The sequence below is a fragment of the Neobacillus niacini genome (assembly GCF_019749295.1).
GTDB lineage: Bacteria > Bacillota > Bacilli > Bacillales > Cytobacillaceae > Neobacillus > Neobacillus niacini_D.
The window spans coordinates 1-23,233 of sequence record NZ_JACWFG010000036.1; the positions used below are offsets into that span (position 1 = coordinate 1).

A 23,233-nucleotide genomic window follows, 5' to 3' on the forward strand; every position below is an offset into this window, starting at 1 on the left:
ACCATAAAAAATAAGGTCAACCAGAAATATTTAGCATTCTGGCTAACCTTATAATACGAACGGGCAGTTTAGTTGAACCATCGTCATTATCTTTTTTTCATTGACTTGGACCTATACCTATCCACATTACTTATGGATTAGGTTTATAGACATAATCATTCTCATTAAACATGCTCATTTAGTTTCCTTTTATATTAATGAGTAAGTCTTTTCTCTTATTTCTAAGAAACTGATTATATATTTTGAAAAGCCTTTTGTATATGATTTCTATTGTAAGAATACCTGGCATTGAAAAGTAGTGATTGATAATGGTAATAAAAATTCGTTACAAACTGCAAATATATTAGTAGCTGCCTCCCATTTTTTTATCCCATAAAACGAAACCGCTTTCAAAAGGTGGAGGGGTCTATCTTATGAAAACACAAAGTCCAAGTAGTAGATTTAAGTGTCTTGACTAGTCCATTTATATTTGTATTTTATCATTTTTTGAAGCCTTTTATTATTTTAGGGAGGTGATGTTATTAGGGAAAGAAAAGATGATTGATTTTTTATTTAGGAAGCAGCTGCATTACATCTAGACTTACATATATGTGTAAAACTTTATTAGGGAGGTAATATTTTGAAATTTAAAAGAGCACTAATCTGGTTAGTGGTTATATCTTTTTTTACATCATCGTTATTATTTGGGGGAAATGCATTAGTAAATGCAGCAGAAATCGATTCTATTCCAAATACAACAAGAAATATTAAGGATTACGACAATAGTTATCTTTCAGTAACTGGTTATGCGTCATTAGGGGTAAATGACCGAAGCCATTACATTGATACTTCTTATTATCGCCAGGTTAAAACTGAAAGAGAGTTTTTGCAGGCTATTTTGGATGCTGGAAATGGCAGTGTGAAAGTAATTGAAGTGGCGAAAGATCTAAACCTAGGGTGGAAAGCATTAAATTTAAGTTCAGAAGAAGCTAAAAAATATCGGTTTATAAGAAAATATAGGGATCCTATGAACGGATTTACAAATCCGACGTTAGCTTCATCCGGTGTTTCACAATTAGATATAAATAATGTCGATGGGTTAACTATATTTTCAAAAAAAGGGAAAACAATTAGGAGTGCTGAATTTAAATTACAAAATTCAACGAATGATATTGTCATAAGGAATTTGTATTTTGATGGAATGTGGCAATGGGATGACACTGGAAAACATAAGGAAGTAGGCTGGACATTTATTAAAGTAAATGGTGCAAATAATGTTTGGATAGACCATTGTAAATTCTCTATTGCAGCGGATGGATTAATTGATACAGAGAATGGTGGCTCCAATATTACCATCTCCTGGTCTGAATTCGGATTACCTGCTAATGAAAATCCGCCAGAAGATAGTGATATTTATCAATCGATCCAGTATATGGAAGGGAAATATGCTTCAAATGAACTGAATTCCGATAGTGTATACTATAACATGCGCAATGGTGGTGCGACCAAAGAGCAGATAATGGCATATGCAGCCTATCACAGCAAGGTGCATTTAAGTGGTTCAGGAGATAAAGACTATATGAATTATGTGAGTAGTAGTGGAAATGAGATAAAGGATGGCAATCAAAGAATCCGTTTAACCCTTGCCTATAACCGTTATACCAATATTGGGCAGAGAATACCAATGATCCGTCAAGGTACTGGTCATATGTACAACTGTTACCTTGATAACTCAACTCATTATGATGTATTAGAAAATGTAAGTGCTATCGCTGAATTCGGCACTGATACTCTGTCACGAGCACTTAATGCAAGAAATGGAGCCTCTATTGCAGCAGATACTTGTGTATTCCATGACATTAACGAGCCAATTACAGGTTCTGAGATTCAAGGATTAGATACTAAAAACATGGATGAACAATGGGCTGAGCTATTTCAAAGCGCCTATAACAGAAATTTAATTGTTAACTCCCACATAACAAATAAATATGGAACTTATACAGGAAGTAGTTGGGACAATAATGGAGAAAATCTATTTAATAAAGGATTTACATGGTATGACAAATCAACGATAGGAAATTGGGCATGGTCTTCACATATTGTGGGAAGTGAAAATATGAGTAAAATGAATCCACCGACTGAACCATTTACCTTCGAATATAATTATTATGAGGAGATACCTTATACTTATAATGTACTTCCTTTAAATAGTGTTGTGTCAACACTTACAAACTATGCAGGGGCAAACAAAGTTAATATGAGTCCAATAGGTTGGTTAAAAACAGATTATACTACTAAGAATAGAACGGATATAATTGAACAGTGACTAGAGATTTTTTCTGTTAAGCGATTGGGCGCTTTTTATAGTAAGAAGGCGTCATTTTGATATACCCCTACACATTATGGGATTAGATTTTGTTAAGGTAAAAAAAATTGTGAAGATTTTCACTTAAACTAACAGAACACTGTTAAATAAGGTTTAGGTATTTCCTAATAAAGAAACTCGCCATTATGGCGAGTTTTGCTTTTTTATATACCAATAACGTTTTCAAAACGACTGTCATTTCGGCACGGATTTTTAGAAAAGCACCTCAAAAAGGAACCCTTTATTTGACTGTGAAATATACTGTGAATTATGCTGTGAAGTTTATGTGATTTGCTATTTGACTTGGTCTGCGATTTACCGTTTTGTACCTCACAAGTAAACCCTTTATTTTCTATTTAGTAAAGAGTAGGGGTAGGGTAACAAGCAACAGTATCAATACATCTTGGGTCAATACCGTAAAACATCCAGAATGCACTATTCCATCTATATCCAGTAATTTCACCATACTCGACCCGAGTTGGGTAAAACCAGAAACCTTACCCATTAGTACTCGAATCTGAAAACCTTTTCATATAGTGAATCCTTCAGTATAATAGAAACTATTAATCTCCAGGAATTAGCATAAGTCACGATTCACCTTTCATTCACTCGCAGGTAAGATGTACTTTTTTCTTATCTAGATTCGAAACAAGGGAGCAATGGAATGAAAACATTAGAACTAAATGACTTATTACATATTCGCCAAGAGAATGAATTATGGTTTGCCAACAATGAACGAGCAGTTTTTGTTTCGACTAGGGCTTTTGGGGCGATGCAGCGGGATTTAATTGAAAATATCGGAATTGATCGAATGAAAACCTTCTTCTTTAAGTATGGCTATCAATTGGGAGTTGAAGATGCCCAAGAGGTAGCGAAAAGAGATTCTTTGAGTTTACTTGAAAAGATCGAATATGGTCCGATTATTCATGCCTTAAAAGGACATACGAAATCCACCATTACGGAAAAAGACTTTGAAGTAGAAGGAAATGAAATTAAATCGTTTCGCTTTAAAGGGGTTTGGGAAAATTCATACGAAGCAGAACAACATATTAGAAACTTTGGGATCAGCCAAGGGCCAGTTTGTTATACGTTGACTGGTTATGCTACGGGATATATTTCTGGTGTAGTTGGAGTTGACGTCTTTTTCAAAGAATTGCAATGTCAGGGGCAAGGGGCTCCGTGCTGTGTATGGGAAGGGCGCCTGGTTTCGGAATGGAAGGATGAGGCGGAGGAGTTCTTTTCATATAGTAAAGAATTGCCGATTTTAAAAGAACTAGAGCAAACCAATGAAAAGCTTATACAGGAAAAAAATAATCTCACACTCGTCTCGAAGACTTATAATGAGATGACCAATGAGCTCATTAAAGGAAATAACATCGACTCTATTCTCAATATTTTATATAAACAACATCACTTGCCGATAGTCGTAGAGGACAGCCGCCAACAAATCATCGCGTATAAGGGTATTAATCTAGAGAACTTTGAAAAGGTTAGAAAAACATTTACTGAGATACCAGATAAAAAACAATGCCAGTCTAAAGTAGGGATCTTCTCGTTTGATAACGGGACAAGTCTGGTTAGTCCAGTATATCTCATGGGAAAAGTGGTGGGTTATTGTTCTTTTCTTTACGAGCAAGATAGAACCCCTAATTATGAGATAGACTCCATGATCCTTGATCGACTAGCTTCAATTTGCTCTCTGCTGTTTCTAAAAGAAAAAACAGAAGTGGAATCGTTGGAACAGGTGAAAGGTCATTTTCTTGAAGAAATTATTAGTGGGAAATACACGCAGCAAGAAATCATGAGAAAAGCGGATTATTTTCAGTTAGATCTCTCCGTTCGCTATCAGATTGTGGCGTTAACGTACAAGTTTTTAAATACATGCGATGAAAAGGAATTCACTATACATAAAAAAATATTTGAAATGGTTTCTGCTTACTTTCGGGAAGTTGCAAACCTCAATGTCCTAATTGGCCAGCAGCCGGACAGCTTGATTCTTTTAATTACCGAGAGACAAGTCACTCAGCAAAACATGGAAAAAACAATTCGGTCGTTAGCAGCCTTTTTAAAGAAACAACTAAAAAATGCTTTATTCTTAGCAGGAATAAGCGCGCAAAATAGCAGCATCATTGAAGCAGGTGTTGCAATGGAAGAAGCACTTTCAGCACTGCGGCTATCTTCAAGGGATGAACCCATCACTCTTTTTAGTGATTTAGGCTTGCTGGGAATCTTGATTAATGACCAAAACGAAAAAGCCATCAAGAAAATGATCCGCGATCACCTTGGGGTACTCTACGAGAATCTTGATAATAATAAGCTTGAGTTGATTGAAACGCTTTACCATTTCCTAGAGCAAGGTGGAAACCTGGATCAAACGGCAGAATCTCTTGCCCTCTCTAAAAGTGGACTTCGTTATCGTCTCAACAAAATTACTGACCTTCTTGCTATTGATTTACGAGATCCACAAAGACAATTTCAGCTTATGATGGCGTTAAAAGCATTGAAGATAATAGAACATGAAAGAATCAAAAAAATCCAAGCTGAGTAATGAAACAAGAAATAACATATTTATTCTAACGAATTGCCAGATTTCCCACAGAGAATCTATCAGTGGGGTGTCTGGCTTTTTTTGTCACTAGCACAAAGTGATAGTATTTACTGTGTTTTCTGTCAGTTGATGTTATTGTTACGAATTTTCAGATAAATTATGATAGTACTAGTGATGGACAGATTAATCACATTAAAAATCGCAAGAGTCTAAGAATGGAGTTGAAGAAATGTACACAGGTAAAGAATATTTGGAAAGTCTTAATGACGGCAGGGCAGTGTATTTAAACGGTGAAAAAATTAAAGATGTTACCACGCACCCCGCCTATCGGAATGCTGCTCGTTCGTATGCGAGAATGTACGATGCTCTTCATGATCCAGCTACACGTGATATCTTAACAACTACAACTGAATTTGGCGACAGAACTCATAAATTTTTCAAAACTCCTACCAGTTCTCAGGATTTGCTAGAGTCTAGAGATGCGATTGCTCAGTGGGCAAAGTTAAGCTATGGTTTTATGGGAAGGACCCCTGATTATAAAGCATCCTTCACCGGGCACTTAAATGCATTTGGTCATTTTTATGAAGGCTTTGAAGACAATGCAAAAGCATGGTACAAAAAAGCAACAAAGGAAGTACCATTCATTAACCATACGATTATCAATCCGCAAGTGGATCGTTCAAAACCTTTACACGAGAATAAAGATGCCTTTGTTCGTGCGGTTGCAGAGCGTGACGATGGAATTATTGTAAGCGGTGCCAAAATGGTTGGAACAGCTTCAGCTTTAACGCATTATAACTTTGTTGCAAACTATGGACCAAAAGATTTAGGCGGCGGCGATGATAGTCACGCACTAATTTTCTTCGTGCCGATGAATGCAGAAGGGGTCAGCATGATTAGCCGCCAATCCTACGAGTTAAATGCATATAAAAACGGAACACCATTTGACTATCCGTTATCCAGCCGCTTTGATGAGAATGATGCGGTGATTGTGCTTGATAACGTGTTCATCCCTTGGGAAGATGTATTGGCTTACCGAAATATTGAAGTATCTAATAATTTCGCAAAAGTAAGCGGTTTCATTCCGCGTTTTACTTTCCATGGCTGTACACGTCTTGCCGTAAAACTAGATTTTATGACCGGGCTCCTATTAAAAGCAACAGAAGGAGCGGGTACGAAGGATTTCCGTGGAGTTCAGGCAAAGATTGGCGAAGTCGTCGCATTACGAAATATGTTCTGGGGTCTTTCAACTGCAATGGCAACAGATCCTGAAAAAGGGCCAAACGGCTTAGTAATTCCAAACTCATACTCAAGTGCAGCTTATCGCGCGTTAGCACCATTGGCTTGGGTAAAGGTGAAAAATATCTTTGAGCAAGTTGTGGCTGGCGGGTTAATTCAATTACCTTCAAGTTCGAAGGATTTCCTTAATGAAGATTTAAAACCTTACTTAGACACGTATTATCGCGGTACGGGAATTGGTGCAGAAGAACGTGTGAAATTATTGAAAATGGTTTGGGATACAATCGGAACTGAGTTTGGCGGCCGTCATGAATTATATGAAGTCAACTATGCTGGTAACCATGAAAACATCAATATGGAAGCATTATTCCACTTTGAGGCAACAGGGGCTGCGGATCAGCAAAAAGCATTCGTTGATTCTGCATTAAGCGATTATGACCTTAAGGGTTGGACAAACAAAACATGGGCAGATGCTGCAGAAAAAGAAGCGGTTAAATCATAAAGCATTATAGGAGGGAACAAAATGGATGATCGTCAATTTCGCCATGCTATGGGGAAGTTCGCTACGGGTGTTACGGTCATCACGACTGAGGTAGAAGGAGAGGTGCACGGCATGACGGCTAATGCCTTCATGTCGGTCTCTCTTAATCCAAAGCTAGTGGTGATTTCCATCGGCGAAAGAGCGCAAATGCTAGAAAAAATCAAGAATAGTAAAAAATTTGCTGTCAATATTTTATCGGGAGAGCAGCAAGAATACTCGATGCTCTTTGCTGGTCAGATAAAGGAAAAAAGGGAAATCGATTTCGATGATTTGGCGGGACTCCCTGTGTTAACAGGAGCCATCGCGCAGGTAGCATGCGAAGTGGTAAAGGAACATATTGAAGGAGATCATACCTTATTTATCGGCAGAGTCCTCGATATTAAGCTTGAAGAAGGAGAGCCGCTTATGTTCTTTAATGGTCAATATCGCTCTTTTTCGCCTGAAGTAAGTCTCGCTAATAAGTAGTTTATTTCAATTAATATATCTAATAGGAGGATTACCATGACTTCTTACCAGGAACCCATTTTTGATGTAGCCCAGCTTGCTCACGTGGAGCTTCTTTCTCCGAAGCTTGAAGAATCTGTTGAATTTTTTACTAGATTTCTAGGAATGGAGGTAACCGCTCGTTCTGGAAAATCCGTTTACCTTCGTGCTTATGAAGATTTCTATCACAATACGTTAATCCTTACAGAATCAGAACAGGCGGGAGTCGGCCATGTTGCTTGGCGTGCCACATCACCGCAAGCGTTAGAACGTCGTGTAGTGGAAATTGAAAAGACCGGATTAGGCAAAGGTTGGATTGATGGAGATATCGGCCACGGAAGAGCCTACCAATTCACAAATCCTGATGGTCATTTAATGGAAATTCTTTGGGACGTTGAGTATTACCAAGTGGATGAAGGCCAAAGATCGAAACTATTAAATCGGCCATCCAAACGCCCGGATCGCGGCGTTCCGGTTCGCCGCTTGGATCACATTAATCTCATGACCTCGAATCCAGGGGCCGATACGGATTTTATGCTCGAGACACTCGGTTTTCGATTAAGAGAGCAAATACAAGATAATGGCCATGTCCTCGGCAGCTGGATAAGTGTTTCCAATCTCGTTCATGAAATTGCCTATATGCAAGAGCCTTATGGAGTTCAAGGTAAGCTGCATCATCTGTGCTACTGGTATGGAATTCCTCAAAACCTTTACGATGTAGCAGATTTGATGAAAGACCATGGTATTAAAATTGAAGTTCCACCGAATAAGCATGGAGTCAGCCAAGCGTTCTGTATGTATGTGATTGAACCAGGCGGAAACCGGATTGAATTATTCGGAGACGCAGGATATATCATTACCGACCCAGCATGGAAGCCAGTAATTTGGGATATGAAGGACGTTCCTGGTAATGGCGACACATGGATTGGAACTGAATTCCCAGTATCTTGGTGGACGCAGGGAACACCGCTTACACCAGTGAAAACAGATGAAGTCGTCAAGTCTTAATCAATTGATATGCGACTTTTTTTGCGGGAGTAATGCATTAAGTGATAAGAATACTGTGAACAATGGAGGGAGCAATCTTGGAATTCATTCATGTGACGAGCAACAACCGCGAACAAACTCTTTTACGAACAAAGCCCTGTGTAATGGCTTTAGGATTTTTTGATGGCGTGCATTTAGGTCATCAGAAGGTGATAAGAGAGGCAAAAAGAGCTGCGGAAGAACAAGATCTCCCTTTAGTGATTATGAGTTTTTTTCCTCATCCGAAAGAAGTCCTTTCGAACGGGATAAATATCATTCCTTATCTTATGCCAATGAAAGAAAAGCGCAGGATTTTTGAAGAGTTAGGGGCAGATACTTTTTACTTGATTCAGTTTACCAAGGAATTTGCGGGGTTATCTCCAAGGGAATTTGTTCAAACGTATCTTTTGGACTTCGGAGCGAAACAGGTGGTAGCTGGATTTGACTTTACATATGGACACCGGGGAGAAGGCAATATGGATACTATGTTCAGGGATTCAGATGGAAAACTTGAGGGGATCAAGGTGGAGAAAATAGAGTGGGCAGGGGAAAAAATCAGTTCTACACTTATTCGTCAGCTGGTGTTGGCTGGTGAAGTGGAGAGGATATCTTCTTATTTAGGGAATGACTATCAAAGTGAGGGCAGGATTACTTTCCGTAAAAAACACGTGGAAGTAGCGCTTCATCCGAATTATTTGGTGCCTGCTTCAGGCTGGTATGAAGTTACTGTAAACCTTCACCAGGATACGACCACGCAAATCGCGGTCGTTCGTGATGGAAGGCTTACCTTACTATCATCCCAATCGAAAGTGTTTCCTTTCTATGAAGGGGAGACCGTTCGACTTTCCTGGAGGAAAGTTTTGCCTGCATGCGTTGTTTACAAAAATATTTCAAGCCAAGTCTTTTTACGTTCCTCTTTAGTGGGTCTATGAGGATATTTATCTTTTCCAGTAACCATGTCTCTCGGAAATTAGGTTTCCGGAAGTGATCAATTCCCTGGCAAAATACTGAATTCGTTGTTTGGAGATTCGTGAGGTGGGTCCTACTAGATTAATAGCAGCAATCACTTTTCCGGTATGATCTCTTACTGGTGCTGACACGGATGTTCGTCCAAGCGTATATTCATCTACACTAACGGAATAGCCGTTCTTTAAGATTGTTTTCAACTCTTCCCGAAACACAACTGGGTCTGTGATGGTGTTATGTGTGATCGGATCGAGACCATTTTGAATCACCAAATCGACCAAGTGGTTTCCGCTATGGGCAAGAAGAAGTTTTCCTGAACTCGTACAGTGAGCATAATTATGTAATCCTAAATGAGAGGGTACTTTATTCGAAGTTTTACTTTCGACTTTGTCTAAATAGACCACATGATTCCCATCTAAGATTGCAAGGTGGGCGGTTTCACCGCATTTATTGGCAAGGTCGGTAAGAATCGGTCGTGATTCTGTATGCAGATCGATGTTGCCTAGGACAATGGAGCTCAATTCAACCACGGAGAGACCTAACTCAAATTTATTGGTCTCTTTATTTTTTTTTACTAACCCTTCGGATGCAAGGGTTGCAAGAATTCGCTGGACGCTGCTTTTTCCTAAACCCAGCTCATTCGCAAGCTCACGTACTCCTTTTTGCGGTTGATCCATTTTAAAGGCACGCAAAATTTTAATCGCATTTTTTACAGATGAGAGCAGTTTTTCTTGTTCTTGTATCATATTTTCCTCCGAATATGAAAAATAATATAAAAATTTGCGAAAGTGTCCCGCATAAAGGGACGATGTCGTTGTGAGTATCATTGTAACCCTTTAAGATTGAATCATACAACAGGTTTTCGACAAATGAAAAAGAATTTGATGCCGATTGTAATGAAAACGGTATCACCTTTCAGTATATTTCGTCAATAAAGTTTACTCTTATTTTACAAAACTATAAAACTTGGAGGAAATATCATGACTATGTTTAAAGAACCTATTTTTGATGTAGCACAACTCGCACACGTGGAGATTCTTTCTCCAAAATTAGAACAATCTGTTGAATTTTTTACTAGATTTCTAGGAATGGAAGTAACCGCTCGTTCTGGAGGCTCCGTTTATCTTCGTGCTTATGAGGATTTTTACCACAATACATTAAAAATCACTGAATCAAAAGAAGCTGGCGTTGGTCATGTTGCTTGGCGTGCAACATCTCCGCAAGCACTAGAACGCCGTGTAGAAGAGATTGAAAAGACGGGCTTAGGCAAAGGCTGGATCGACGGAGATATCGGTCATGGGAAAGCCTATCAATTTACTACTCCTGATGGTCATTTAATGGAAATTCTTTGGGACGTGGAGTATTACAATGTTTCAGAAGAGCAGCGCTCAAAACTATTAAATCGCCCATCTAAACGCCCGGACCGCGGTGTGCCGGTTCGCCGCTTAGATCATATCAATCTAATGACTTCCAATCCTGGAGCCGATACAAACTTTTTAATCGACAATCTTGGCTTCCGTTTAAGAGAACAAATTCAGGATAACGGACATGTCCTTGGAAGCTGGATCAGCGTATCCAATCTAGTCCACGAAATTGCATATATGCAGGAGCCAAACGGCGTAAAAGGAAAGCTTCATCATCTTTGCTACTGGTATGGCATTCCGCAAAACCTTTATGACGTGGCTGATCTCTTGAAAGATCATGATTTTAAAATTGAAGTTCCACCGAATAAGCATGGAGTTTCCCAAGCTTTCTGTATGTATGTGATTGAACCAGGCGGTAACCGCATCGAATTATTCGGAGATGCAGGCTATATTATTACAGATCCAGCGTGGAAACCAGTAATTTGGGATATGAAGGACGTTCCCGGCAACGGCGATACGTGGATTGGAACTGAATTCCCAGTTTCCTGGTGGACGCAGGGAACACCATTAACAGCTAGTGAAGCAGTTGAAAAAGAAGTGGTAAAACCTTAATTCATTGATTACTAGAAAGAGGGGTGTAAGGATCTTGTCAAAAGTAAAAGCAGCGATATTAGGATCTGGAAATATTGGAACAGACTTGATGTATAAAATTTTGAAAAATGATGGAAACATGGAGTTAGACTTGGTGTCAGGTATTGACCCGAATTCTGAAGGACTAGCGAGAGCAAAAGAAAAGGGAATTGCCGTAAGCCATCATGGAATACATGCGATTTTAGAAGATCCAGAGATCAAGATTGTGTTTGATGCTACCAGTGCGAAAGCCCATAAGCTAAATGCGCAGGCACTACGAGACCAGGGGAAATTAGCCGTTGATATGACACCGGCAGCGGTGGGACCGTTTGTTGTACCAACCGTTAATTTACATGATCATCTTGAAGCCATGAATGTTAACTTAATTTCTTGCGGCGGCCAGGCGACAACACCACTTGTTCACGCCGTCAACCGTGTAGTACCTGTTCATTATGCAGAAGTAATAGCAACTGCGGCAAGTCTTTCAATTGGACCAGGAACAAGACAAAATGTCGATGAGTTTGTGCGAACAACAGCAAATGCGGTGGAGCAGATTGGCGGTGCGAAAATTGCGAGAGCCATTCCTGTATTTAACCCAGCGCAGCCGCCGATTAATATGACGAATTCTGTCTATGCAGTGATAAAAGAAGAATTTGATGAAGCAGCAGTTATTGAGTCGGTTCAATCGATTGCAGCGGAGATTTCAAGCTATGTTCCAGGGTATCGTTTGAAAGGTACGCCATTTGTAGATTATCGTGAAACACCTTGGGGCCGCCTGCCAACCGTTGTGATTATGAATGAAGTAATTGGAGCAGGAGATTTCTTCCCTACCTATGCTGGTAATTTAGATATCATGACCGCTTCCGCATACCGAGTCGGGGAAGTCTATGCCGCACATTATCTTTCTGCGAAGGAGGTAACACAATGAAGATTCCCAGACTGACAGATACAACCTTACGAGACGGCGATCATGCCGTAAGCCATAGTTATACACCTGAACAGGTAAGAGCCATTGTAAAAGAGTTAGATGAAGCCGGTGTACCTGTTATTGAAGTGAGCCATGGTTCTGGATTAAACGGGTCGACGATTCAGCAAGGGTTCTCTACTCATTCTGAATATGACTTGATTAAAGCGGCGGTTGAAACAGCGAAGCAAGCAAAAATTGCCTCTTTATTTGTTCCGGGGATTGGAACGAGCAAGGAGTTAAGAGAAGCGGCTGAACTAGGCATTTCGGTGATTCGGATTGCTGTTCATTGTACGGAAGCAGATGTGACGGAGCAGTACTTCCGCTTAGCGAAAGAATTAGGTCTTGAAACAGTTGGTTTCCTCATGATGTCCCATACGCAGCCTGCCAGTGTACTTGTGGAGCAGGCAATGCTGATGGAATCCTATGGAGCAGATTGTGTGTATGTAGTTGATTCTGCTGGTGCACTTGTCCAAAGCGGCGTTCGTGAAAGAGTGTCTGCACTAAAAGAAAACTTGTCGATTCAAGTTGGGTTCCACGCTCATAATAACCTTGGTTTGTCCATTGGCAATACCGTAACAGCCCTTGAGGCGGGTGCCGATCAAATAGATGGAACGTTAAGAGGATTAGGAGCGGGTGCAGGAAATGCCCCAACGGAAGTTCTTGTGGCGGTACTAAATAAAATGAACATCGAAACTGGAATCAACCTGGCGAAATTAATGGATGCCGCAGAGGAAAAAGTAGCACCACTCATGCAGTCTCCAATTGTGATTGATCGCGGTAACCTTTCAAGTGGGTATGCCGGGGTGTATAACAGCTTTTTATTACATGTGAAGCACGCTGCTGAAAAGTTTGGTGTCGGGGTATCCGAAATTATGGAAGAGCTTGGTAAAAGGCAAACCGTTGCGGGCCAAGAGGATTGGATTTTAGATGTTGCACTTGAACTAGCAGAGAGAAAAGGGATAACAGTATAGTTTTACGTTTAGGAGGAAACAGATGTGTCAATCATTCAAGAAGCTGCAACTCGCTTATTAGAGGCAGAAGAAACAAAGCAGGTAATCGAGCCGTTAACGGTTTCCTATCCAGGGATTACCGTCGATGAAGCATATCATACACAGTTAGAGATGATACGTAGAAAAGTTGCCAATGGCGGAATTATCGTTGGGAAAAAAATTGGCGCCACTAGCAAAGCGATTCAAAACATGTTTGGTGTCAATCAGCCAGATTATGGTCATTTATTAGACGATATGATGGTGGTCGAAGGCGAAACTATTTCACTAGAAAAATATATTCAACCAAAGGTAGAATTTGAGATTGCGTTTATTTTAAAAAAGGATTTAAAAGGACCGCATGTTTCCATTCTGGATGTCATTGAGGCTACAGATTATGTTGTTCCGGCCATTGAAGTGATTGATAGCAGGATTGAAGATTGGAAGATCAAGTTTGAAGATACAGTCGCGGACAATGGATCTTCCGCCTGTGCGATTATTGGCGGGAAACCGACAAAGCTAGATGGATTAGATCTCACTCATATTGGCATGGTCGCTTATCGAAACGGAGAAATGATTGATTCAGGAGCAGGGGCAGCTGTCCTAGGAAATCCACTTCGTTCGGTTGCATGGCTGGCGAATTCATTAGGGAAGTACGATGTCTCCCTTAAAGCAGGGGAAATCATTCTTTCAGGTGCTTTAACCAGTGCGATTGAAGTGAAGGAAAATGATACCTTTACGGCAGAGTTTGCTCATATTGGTTCAGTCACGGCATCTTTTAAAAGATAGCATTTCATCGTTCGGTATAGTGGTCGATGAAGGACAAATAAGCTGGTCCCAAATTGAGATTTGTCCTCATAAGGTTGATGAAAGACAAATCAGAGGGTTCCCCAGAGAGATTTGTCCTTCATAAGGTTGATGAAAGACAAATCAGAAGGTTGTTCAGAGAGATTTGTCCTTCATAGGGGTGATGAAAGACAAATCAGAGAATTTCTCAAAGAGATTTGTCCTTCATAGATGTGATGAAAGACAAATCAGAGGATTGCCCAGAGAGATTTGTCCTTCATAAAGATTTGCGCATGAATATTCAACATCAGACTTTAACAAAGCCTAAGAATAAACGAGAACCTTGATCGGCGGAGGGCTTTGAACCCGCACTGATCAATGGGAAATCAAAAAGAAACTGGGTGATAACATGATTAAAACAGATGTAATCGATCAAATAGCTTATGAACTTTACCTGGCGGAAAAAGAGAAGAAAGCCTTAGGGAAGTTTGTGGACGCCTATCCTGAACTGGATGAAAACTTAGCTTACCAAGTACAAGAACGCTTAGTCGACATGAAGTGCAAAGAAGAGAAAACAAAAAGAATCGGCCGAAAACTGGGGTTAACGAGCAAAGCGAAACAAGAGATGATGGGTGTTCATGAGCCATCTTACGGCGTTTTGCTTGAAAGCATGCAGCTGTTTGAAGGGGAAAAGATTTCCCTTGCCCCTTTCATTCATGCCAAACTGGAGCCGGAAATTGCCTTTATTTTTAATAAAGAATTAAAAGGTCCCCATGTAACCGTAGCGGATGTCCTGAATGCAACCCAATATATTGCGCCTGCAGTTGAAATCATTGACAGCCGTTTCCATGGGTTTAGCTTTACCTTACCCGATGCGGTGGCAGATAACTCATCGTCTTCCCGCTTTATAATTGGCGAAAGATTCTATTCACCGAAGGATTTCGATTTGAAATTGATGGGAATGGTATTTAGGCAAAACGGAGAAGTTGTTGCAACAGGAGCGGGTGCGGCAGTTATGGGCCATCCTGCGAGAGCCATTGCTTGGTTAGCCAATCGGTTGTACAAAGTGGGTCAGAGTATTCAACCAGGAGAAGTCGTATTAAGCGGTTCCTTATCTGCGGCGCTAAAAATTGAAGCGGGTGACTATTTCACCGCTGGCTTTGATGGTATAGGCAGTGTTGAGGCCGTATTTACGGAATAACTTCAAAGCGAAGGGAGAGGTATTTATGCCATTTATTCAGATTAATATACTTAAAGGCAGAACACCTGAAAAAAAGGAACGATTAATCAGAGAAGTATCTGACCTGGTATCAGATGTGTTAGATGCTCCCATACAAAGTGTCCGTGTGATGATTTATGAACTAGAGCCAGAACATTGGGGCATCGCAGGCGAATCAGTTAAAAAGAGAAATGAGGTTTCAAAATGACAAACGTTCAGACTGGCGTTAGAGAAGTAGGTCTTTATATAAACGGAGAATATGTACAAGCAAGCACTGGGGCTACGTTTGAAGTGAAAAACCCTGCTACACAGGAGGTCATTGCCAAGGTCAGTGAAGCCTCACCAGAGGATGTGAATCGTGCCTGCCGGATAGCGCGGGACGCTTTTGAGAATGGCCCGTGGAGAACGATGACTGTAGCGGAGCGTTGTGCAAAGCTTCGTCGAATGTCTGAAATCATCCTTGAACGGAAAGAAGAAATCGCCCGCTTAGATGCGACCGATGTTGGAAAACCTTATCACTCCACGGCCCATCATGAGGTACCACGTGCTGCCAACAATATCAAATTCTTTGCTGATTTTGTGGAACAGCAAGGCGGAGAAGTGTATCCAATGGGCGAAGAGTATTTAAACTATACTCGCTACGAACCAGTGGGAGTAGCAGCCCTCATTACACCTTGGAATGTTCCGTTTATGCTTACCACTTGGAAACTTGGCCCTTGTCTTGCAGCGGGTAACACAGCTGTTATTAAACCAGCTGAAATGACTCCGCTATCTGTATCACTTCTTGGAGAAATAGCGAAGGAAGCAGGAATACCAGATGGCGTAGTGAATGTGGTACATGGTCTAGGCGGCGTGGTTGGGACGGCTCTTACCACTCATCCTGAAGTAGATCTTGTTTCCTTTACCGGCTCAACCGCTACAGGAAAGAGAATTATGAAGAGCGGTGCTGACACATTAAAGAAGGTTTCTTTTGAATTAGGCGGAAAAGCGGCAAATATTGTGTTCGAAGATGCCAATCTTGATAAAGCGATTCCGGTTTCGATTCATGCAGCGTTCATGAATTCCGGTCAAGTCTGTCTTGCAGGCTCAAGAATATTGGTACAACGCAGTATCTTAGATGAGTTCCTTGAGAGATTTAAGAAAGCCGCAACAGAACTAAAAGTCGGCGATCCACAAAATGTGGAAACGAAAATGGGACCAGTAGTGAGTGAAGAGCATTATAAAAAGGTAACAAGTTATCTTGAGATTGCCAAAGAAGAAAATGCCACGTTAATTTGTGGTGGAAAACGCCCAAATTTACCGGAGTACTTACAAGATGGCTACTATTTAGAGCCTACTGTTTATCTTCAAGAAAATCCAAAGTCCCGCATTTGCCAAGAAGAAATTTTTGGCCCAATCGTGACAATCATTCCTTTTGATACGGAAGAAGAAGCCCTTCGCATTGCCAATGATACAGAATACGGATTGAACGGTGTCGTTTGGACAGAAAATCTTCAGCGCGCTCACCGGATTTCACATTCCGTCCGTGCCGGTACAATTTGGGTAAACTGCTGGTTTGTTCGTGACCTCCGTGCTCCATTCGGCGGTTTCAAGAAGAGTGGCGTCGGACGAGAAGGCGGCCATCACAGCATGGAATTTTTCACAGAAGCGAAAAATGTTTGTATTGCTTTGAAATAGTAGATTGAAAGGATAAAATTTTCCTGCTAAAAGGGTTTATGAAAGGTACAAAAGTTTTCGATTAATAGAAAAAGTGCCAAGTCCCATCTATTTATTTAGATGGTGCCTGGCACTTTAAGTTGTTACGGGAAATTCGGAGAAATTTGAGAGTTTTCCAGCTTTCAAACTTTCTTATTTAAAGGTCCAATAATTATTCAATACAAAATTAATGATTGGAATGATTAACGTTGTTACCAATTCTCATATTGTATAATGAAGAGACAAGATATTTACTACTAAATACATAATAAAAAAATTCAATGTAAAACCAATAGCTGAAACAGCGAGAAAGCGCAAAAATTTTTGGTAAGAGAAGTCGCTCCCAAAGGTAAACTTTCTATTTAATAGAAATGAAATAAAAGTCATGATGACAAAGGAAAGTGTTGATCCCAAAATAGGATTTTTGCCCAAAAGTTCTACCAAAACGAAAACGGAAAGAAAATAAATGAGTATGCTTAGGCAGCCCACAACACTGTATTTTATAAATCTATGAAATAGTTCTTTACTTACGAGCATCATTACAGCCTCTCATTTGATTATTCAAAATGCCATTTTGTTATAGAATGTATGAATGAATTACTTTTCGGACTTCGTTTATGGTTGATTAGGAAAAGCAATTGGAAAAGAGTAACTGGGAGTAACGTTTTTTTGTAGGCTAAATATTTCGGTTCCCAATTTGAAGTAAACTTACTCTTAAATTCTTTTAGACCTTTAAAATTATACATGGAATTCCCGTAAAGATAGGCAAACCGAATAAGTTTTTCACCAGTAAAAGAATGCTTGCAGCTTCCTACATTTGATAAGGGTGTCATCCCTAAACTGCAGGTTTGATAACCGTTATTTTTTGCCCATTGAAAAATATGGATAAATAAAACATCCATTGTTCCATGAGGACTATCTGAATTCTTCCTCATTAGGTTAATGGTTATAGTATTTTTATAATTGGTTGCTAAAGTCGCAAAAGCGATGATATCTCCAGCAGGGTTTTGTAAAAGTGCTAAAGGGAAACGCGATACATATTCTTTGCTAAAAGAGACTACTGAAAAACCTTTTTCTTTCTGATTGCCTAACCATGAATCTGAGATATGCTTTATTTCGGAAAGAAGTTGATTGGAATAAGGAGGGTGGACTACGCTAAATGTATAGGAATTTCGCGTAAATTTATTCAACCTTGTTCGTAATTTTGCTCCTTGTTTTCCTTCTAAAGAAAATTTTTGGAGTTTCACTAATCCCTCTTCACCAACCTTTAGAAAGCGAAACCCTGAATCATGGTAGTATTGCATATACTGTGGGCTTATTTGATAGAAAATAGGTTTAAAACCCTCGTTAATGCTATATTCACAGAATTTTTTTATTGCTTCCTGTATTTTTGCTTCATCTCCAATTGGATCACCTAACACCATCAATTTATTACCAATGCGTTTATATACAATTAAAACATCTCGCTCTTTCGTCCAAAAAATTTCTTTGTCTTTTATGAAAATTAGATGAGAAACATGATTTCCTCCATTTTCTTTTAAAAAAGAAGTCAATTGATCATATTGGTGCTCATTTTTACAAGGTGGTAAATTCATCTTCTCACTTTGTTTTTTAATTAAGGATGTATTCACATCAAGCATGAAAGGTTTCCTCCTGAAAAAAAATCAACTATTACATGATAACATATGTAAGGATAATTGATAATATTGAATTATTATGGATTTAATAGATAACTAAATGGGCAAGAAAAGTGCCAGGAACCTTCCATTTTTATGGATCGTGACTGGCACTTTATTTTGATTACGCTCATTATATCAGCGGAAAAAATATTAAACTTCCATAGAATGGATTCTCAAGGCTAGACCAAAAGAACCGTCCCCATGGTCTCAAGATGAAATTTATTCATGCTGTCCCTTATATAGGGACAGTGCTGTTGTAGGTACGAGAATGATAGCTTACGATACTTATAGAAAAAGGTATCAGATTGGAAATTTTTAAGGGTTAATAATATAAATTAAGAAAAAAGGAGTGATTTATCTTGGCTGAAAAATTAATAACGAAAGTTAATTTGCCCGAAAGATTAATGCCAAAAATTTATCATGATATGATTATGTCAGAAGAAACGCAGAAAATAAGAATGGAAGTTAGAGAGTATGTTAATAAAGAGGTCATGCCGTTAGCCCATGAAATTGGGGCACGTACAGAAGACAAAAATAATTTCCCCTTTGAATTGATTGAAAAGATGGGGAAAAGTGGAATCCTAGGAATTCCATTTTCGAAAGAAGTAGGCGGTAGAGGGCTAGAGTACCCAGTGAGTGGGACCATTGTTGCGATGGAAGAATTAGCGTATGCCAGCAATAGTTTAGCGGCTATCTTTGATGTTCAGTGTATGTTATGTGGAAATGCACTGACGTATGGATCAGATTACATCAAAGATAAATATTTGAAACCGTTAATTAAAGGGGAAAAAATCGGAAGTTTTGCAACGACTGAACCTGATGCTAGCACAGATTTAAGTGTTCGTACTGTTACCACTACGGCTGAAAAATCTGGAGACAAATGGATTATTAATGGAAGAAAGAGATTTATTTCTAATTCACCGGTGGCAAGCTATGTGGCGTTACTATGTCGAACGGGTGATGGCATAACTGAATTTGTAGTAGATTTGGATGCACCTGGAGTAAAAGTGGGTGAACCCGATAAAAAAATAGGGAATAAAGGACAGCTGACGGCTGATATTTACTTTAACAATGTAGTAGTCGGCGATGAAAACCGATTAGGTGATGAGGGTCGGGGACTGCGAATTGCCCTTGCTACCTTAACATTTGGCAGAATTGGAATCGCAGCCACAGGAGTGGGAATGGCGCAGTCAGCTCTTGATGAAGTCGTTGAATATTTTAAAAGGCGTGAAGCATTTGGAAAGAAACTTGGTCAATTCCAATATTGGCAGTTTAAAATCGTTGATTGGCTGACGGCGATTGAAAATGCACGGAATTTAACCTATAAAGCTGCGCGTAGACGAGATGAAGGTCTTGAATTCCCTGAACCAGAATTGGCAATGGCCAAGTATTATGCGACACAGATTGCCGGTGACATCGCTCGCGAGGCTGTTCAAGCATTTGGTGGGTATGGCTTTATGAATGAACTTGGTGCGGATGGGTCCACCTACAAAGTCGCGGAAATCTATCGAGATAGTAAAATCGCTGAGATTTACGAAGGCACGAACGAAATCCAAAAAGTCATTATTGCAAGGCAGGTATTTGGGAAAGAGTTTACAGGCTGATGCAGCAATGTGATGACAATCACAATCACTCAGCGTAATCTATCAGTTGTTCAAAGACGAAAAGTTAGGGCTTCGCCATGCAACACCGCCATCATTGACTCAATCGGAAGTACAGAAGGCTGTTTCACCGTGGACGGTTGGCCCCGAGCAATACGGTGATTTTCTGATTGAAGTATTTGAGGAATGGGTTCGCAAGGATGTTGGGAAAGTTCATGTGATGAACTTTGAATGGGCACTTGCTGCTTGGCTCGGTCTTCCTTCTCCCATCTGTTTGTTTTCAGAGACGTGCGGAAATGCAGGGATCATCGAACACACAGGGGACGTTTACTCATGTGATCATTTCATGTACCCAGAATATAAACTCGGAAATATCTCCAGGGATTCTTTAAAGAAAATGATGAGTTCTACAGGACAGAAGGAATTTGGAAACGCGAAAAGAGATAGCTTGACAAAGCAATGTCAAAGCTGTGAAGTACGCTTTGCTTGTCATGGTGAATGCCCGAAGCACCGATTTCTAGTATCTGAAGACGGTGAGCCGGGTTTAAATTATCTATGTGCGGGCTATAAAAAATATTTCTCTCATATCCACCGTTACATGAAAGTCATCGTCCAATTACTCGAACACAACCTGCCAGCTTCAGATATCATGCAGGTGATCAAAGGGCCATTGGTAGTAAGAAACTGATTTGAAGCCGCTTAAGAACGACTAATGGAATTATCCATTAATTAACATTCTACTTGACTAACGATAATCATCATTTCAGCCATTTAGGTATGTCTGTCATGATGGTTTTTTTTATAAAAAATAAATAGAATATTCAAATATTTTTTATTTCTGTCCCACATAAAGGGACATCTATATTCTCTTATAGGAAGATTGAGTTTATAGTAGTCCATAAAGGTATAAGCATCATTGAAAAGTCTAGTTGACAAATATGAAAGCGCTTAACAATAGAAAGTATAGGAGGTAATAGGATGGAGAGACACAGTGGAATCACAAAGGAAACACTACTGAATTTGAAGGAGAAACTTAAGGATGGAGTCTTGCCACAATGGGTGCTTGCTGATCGTGATATGTATGACTTAGAAATTAAACAGGTCTTTGGTAAAACGTGGCAGTTTTTGGCTCATGAATCGGAACTGAAAGAGCCCGGTTCCTACGTAACTCGCTGGATTGCCAACGACCCTATCCTCCTTACGAAAACAAAGTCTGGTGAAATTAAAGCATTCCTTAATTCCTGTACCCACCGAGGGACACTGTTATGTACAGCTGACTCCGGTAAACAAAAATCCTTTACCTGTCCATTCCACGGCTGGACGTATAACAACGAAGGAGGGCTTGTTGGAATTGCTGTTGGAAATAAAGTTTACGGCGAAGAGATGAACAAAGAAGATTGGAATCTTCGTCCAGTACCTAATGTCGATAGCTACCAAGGAATGATTTTCGGGAACTTAGATCCAAATGCGGAATCGCTTAGTGATTATCTTGGCAATATGAAATGGTATTTAGACATGATGTTGGGCAGAAGTGATGGAGGAATGGAGGTTCAGGGATCACCACAGAGGTACGTAGTGGAAGCGAACTGGAAAGTAACAGCCGAGAACTTTGAGTCAGACCCTTACCATGTTCAATTTACCCATAAATCGTCAAAAGAACTAGGAATTGCTCCAAATGATCCGTTCTTCCCAGGGCATGGGCATCAAGTCGTTTTAGACAATGGTCATGGAATTAATCTAGTCCAATTCGATGATACGGGGGTATCGCCGATTCCATACCAAGGAATGCCAGAATCGATGTGGCCAATGTTTCAAAAGAATTTAAACGAAGCTCAAAATGATATGGTGAAAGATACCTTTTTTGTTGGCGGAGTATATCCGAATCTAGGATTTTTACAATTTAGTCTTCCTCTGCTTGATTCCGAACCTGGGTTATACAACTTTTTGAATTTTAGGGTATGGAGACCATTAGCACCAGATAAAGTAGAGGTTTGGAGCTGGCACCTGATTGATAAAGATGCTCCAGAAGAATACAAAGAAAAATCTTATGTAACCTTTCTAGGGACGTTTGGTCCTTCAGGGCTTCTTGAACAGGATGACGCTGAGATTTGGAGCCGGGTGACTCAAGCAAGTAATGGAATCATGGCTCAGAATAAAGATTTAAGTTATAACAGTTTCCTAAATTATTTGATGGGAATGGATCGTGTTCAGCCAAATGAAGACTTTCCTGGTCCAGGTGTCGCGTACCCGCTTTGTTTCTTAGATACATTATCGCGAAGTATGCATAAAAAATGGATTGATCTTCTGCTTGCAGAATCACCTGTCAAAGAGGAGGTGCGATAATGAATCAACAAGAAGCGGTAAAAACCTTAACCATCAGCTATGAGGTCCAGATAGAAATTACTCAGTTTCTCTACCGTGAAGCCCATTTATTGGATAGTCGCAATTATCGTGGTTGGCTGGACTTACTAGCTGAGGATATTGTCTATCAAATGCCTGCAAGAATTACAACTGAAGGCAAACACGATATTCCAAATATTGATTATAAGTCACGTTATTTTGAGGAAACAAAGCAATCTCTGATTACAAGAGTGAAGCGGTTAGATTCTACCTCTTCTGCATGGGCTGAAATCTCAGGACCGCGCCAACGTCACTTTATTTCAAATATTTTAATTGAAAAAGGGGTCATGAATGACGAAGGAAACGAGGAGTATTTCGTTCGAAGCAACTTCCTTTTTAAACGGAACCGGGGTTCTGCGCTTACTTCTGAAGAGTTGTTTGGTTGCAGAGAGGATGTAATCCGAAAAGAAAATGGGGAATGGAGGCTTGCCTCACGTATTATCTATCCTGATCAAACTGTATTAGGCACCATCAATTTAAGTATGTTTTTGTAGCAGAGAGCAGTTTATTAACTTCAAGACGAATAAACGGCAAAAGGACATGAGATTGGTAAAAAGGGTTCCGGTTTCAGATACTTTTTTAATAATTGACACAAGAAATGACGTATGAATTGGCATACGTCATTTTTATGTTGGACAATAAGTACAACAATAAGTATGGTGCAATTAAAAAAGAGTGCCAAAACTAATGGTAACTTCAGTGCCGTATTGAGTACAAGTCCTTCTTCAACTAAACCAGCTAATAGTTTGTCAATATTTT

At 39.8% G+C, this 23,233-nt stretch carries 21 protein-coding genes; 17 read left to right on the forward strand and 4 right to left on the reverse strand.

Annotation, left to right across the window (positions count from 1 at the left end; all coding sequences use genetic code 11):
• Positions 1-619 precede the first annotated feature (619 nt).
• From H0184_RS27210 to H0184_RS27235, 6 genes are all read left to right on the forward strand, one after another.
• Positions 620-2,305, forward strand: a complete 1,686-nt coding sequence (locus tag H0184_RS27210) for a hypothetical protein (RefSeq protein ID WP_221831092.1) — start codon at positions 620-622, stop codon at positions 2,303-2,305.
• A gap of 703 nt (positions 2,306-3,008) precedes the next feature.
• Positions 3,009-4,892, forward strand: coding sequence for a XylR N-terminal domain-containing protein (locus H0184_RS27215; RefSeq protein WP_221831108.1), 1,884 nt, complete (start codon positions 3,009-3,011; stop codon positions 4,890-4,892).
• Between the two features lie 229 nt (positions 4,893-5,121).
• Positions 5,122-6,633 (forward strand): 4-hydroxyphenylacetate 3-hydroxylase family protein, encoded by a 1,512-nt coding sequence (locus H0184_RS27220; protein WP_221831110.1) that lies wholly within the window; start codon positions 5,122-5,124, stop codon positions 6,631-6,633.
• 21 nt (positions 6,634-6,654) lie between these two features.
• Entirely contained in the window at positions 6,655-7,137 is a 483-nt protein-coding gene (locus H0184_RS27225) for a flavin reductase family protein (RefSeq protein WP_221831112.1), read from the forward strand.
• A gap of 36 nt (positions 7,138-7,173) precedes the next feature.
• Positions 7,174-8,163, forward strand: a complete 990-nt coding sequence (locus tag H0184_RS27230; protein WP_221831114.1) for a catechol 2,3-dioxygenase — start codon at positions 7,174-7,176, stop codon at positions 8,161-8,163.
• Positions 8,164-8,240: 77 nt separating this feature from the next.
• Complete coding sequence (locus H0184_RS27235; RefSeq protein WP_221831116.1) at positions 8,241-9,113, forward strand: FAD synthetase family protein; 873 nt, start codon at positions 8,241-8,243, stop codon at positions 9,111-9,113.
• Positions 9,114-9,119: 6 nt separating this feature from the next.
• Here H0184_RS27235 and H0184_RS27240 read toward each other — a convergent pair whose 3' ends face one another.
• A complete protein-coding gene (locus tag H0184_RS27240; RefSeq protein ID WP_221831117.1) occupies positions 9,120-9,893 on the reverse strand; it encodes an IclR family transcriptional regulator in 774 nt (257 codons plus the stop codon).
• A 234-nt stretch (positions 9,894-10,127) separates the two neighbouring features.
• Between H0184_RS27240 and H0184_RS27245 the strand changes: the two genes are divergently transcribed.
• From H0184_RS27245 to H0184_RS27275, 7 genes are all read left to right on the forward strand, one after another.
• A complete protein-coding gene (locus H0184_RS27245; RefSeq protein ID WP_313771838.1) occupies positions 10,128-11,123 on the forward strand; it encodes a catechol 2,3-dioxygenase in 996 nt (331 codons plus the stop codon).
• Between the two features lie 34 nt (positions 11,124-11,157).
• Positions 11,158-12,069: an acetaldehyde dehydrogenase (acetylating) gene (locus tag H0184_RS27250; protein ID WP_221831119.1), complete on the forward strand. Its 912-nt coding sequence runs from the start codon at positions 11,158-11,160 to the stop codon at positions 12,067-12,069.
• Positions 12,066-13,079 carry a 4-hydroxy-2-oxovalerate aldolase gene (dmpG, locus tag H0184_RS27255; protein ID WP_221831121.1) on the forward strand — a complete coding sequence of 338 codons (1,014 nt, stop codon included), beginning with the start codon at positions 12,066-12,068 and terminating at the stop codon, positions 13,077-13,079. The genes H0184_RS27250 and dmpG overlap by 4 nt, the downstream gene beginning before the upstream one ends.
• Before the next feature lie 24 nt (positions 13,080-13,103).
• Positions 13,104-13,883 (forward strand): 2-keto-4-pentenoate hydratase, encoded by a 780-nt coding sequence (locus H0184_RS27260; protein ID WP_221831123.1) that lies wholly within the window; start codon positions 13,104-13,106, stop codon positions 13,881-13,883.
• A gap of 406 nt (positions 13,884-14,289) precedes the next feature.
• The gene (locus H0184_RS27265; RefSeq protein ID WP_221831125.1) at positions 14,290-15,081 is read left to right on the forward strand and encodes a 2-keto-4-pentenoate hydratase; all 792 of its coding nucleotides are present in this window, start codon (positions 14,290-14,292) and stop codon (positions 15,079-15,081) included.
• A gap of 25 nt (positions 15,082-15,106) precedes the next feature.
• The gene (locus H0184_RS27270; RefSeq protein ID WP_221831127.1) at positions 15,107-15,307 is read left to right on the forward strand and encodes a tautomerase family protein; all 201 of its coding nucleotides are present in this window, start codon (positions 15,107-15,109) and stop codon (positions 15,305-15,307) included.
• Entirely contained in the window at positions 15,304-16,776 is a 1,473-nt protein-coding gene (locus tag H0184_RS27275) for an aldehyde dehydrogenase (RefSeq protein ID WP_221831129.1), read from the forward strand. Before H0184_RS27270 ends, H0184_RS27275 begins: the two co-directional genes overlap by 4 nt.
• Positions 16,777-17,016: 240 nt before the next feature.
• On the opposite strand, the gene H0184_RS28145 is transcribed toward H0184_RS27275, so the two are convergent.
• Together H0184_RS28145 and H0184_RS27285 are read right to left on the reverse strand one after the other, a co-directional pair.
• On the reverse strand, positions 17,017-17,334 hold the full coding sequence (locus tag H0184_RS28145; protein WP_396953627.1) for a GtrA family protein: 318 nt from the start codon (positions 17,332-17,334) through the stop codon (positions 17,017-17,019).
• Between the two features lie 17 nt (positions 17,335-17,351).
• Positions 17,352-18,434 carry a phosphatidylglycerol lysyltransferase domain-containing protein gene (locus H0184_RS27285; protein WP_221831141.1) on the reverse strand — a complete coding sequence of 361 codons (1,083 nt, stop codon included), beginning with the start codon at positions 18,432-18,434 and terminating at the stop codon, positions 17,352-17,354.
• Positions 18,435-18,832: 398 nt separating this feature from the next.
• Here H0184_RS27285 and H0184_RS27290 point away from each other — a divergent pair, with 398 nt between their 5' ends.
• The 4 genes from H0184_RS27290 (at position 18,833) to H0184_RS27305 (ending at position 22,968) form a co-directional block, all read left to right on the forward strand.
• Positions 18,833-20,077, forward strand: a complete 1,245-nt coding sequence (locus H0184_RS27290; RefSeq protein ID WP_221831144.1) for an acyl-CoA dehydrogenase family protein — start codon at positions 18,833-18,835, stop codon at positions 20,075-20,077.
• A gap of 46 nt (positions 20,078-20,123) precedes the next feature.
• On the forward strand, positions 20,124-20,762 hold the full coding sequence (locus H0184_RS27295; RefSeq protein WP_260631822.1) for an SPASM domain-containing protein: 639 nt from the start codon (positions 20,124-20,126) through the stop codon (positions 20,760-20,762).
• Positions 20,763-21,052: 290 nt separating this feature from the next.
• Positions 21,053-22,417, forward strand: a complete 1,365-nt coding sequence (locus tag H0184_RS27300) for an aromatic ring-hydroxylating oxygenase subunit alpha (RefSeq protein WP_221831147.1) — start codon at positions 21,053-21,055, stop codon at positions 22,415-22,417.
• Entirely contained in the window at positions 22,417-22,968 is a 552-nt protein-coding gene (locus H0184_RS27305) for an aromatic-ring-hydroxylating dioxygenase subunit beta (RefSeq protein WP_221831149.1), read from the forward strand. Before H0184_RS27300 ends, H0184_RS27305 begins: the two co-directional genes overlap by 1 nt.
• Before the next feature lie 20 nt (positions 22,969-22,988).
• Here the strand turns inward: H0184_RS27305 and H0184_RS27310 are convergent.
• Positions 22,989-23,233 (reverse strand): hypothetical protein (locus H0184_RS27310; protein WP_221831151.1); only part of this gene is annotated, 245 nt, incomplete at its 5' end.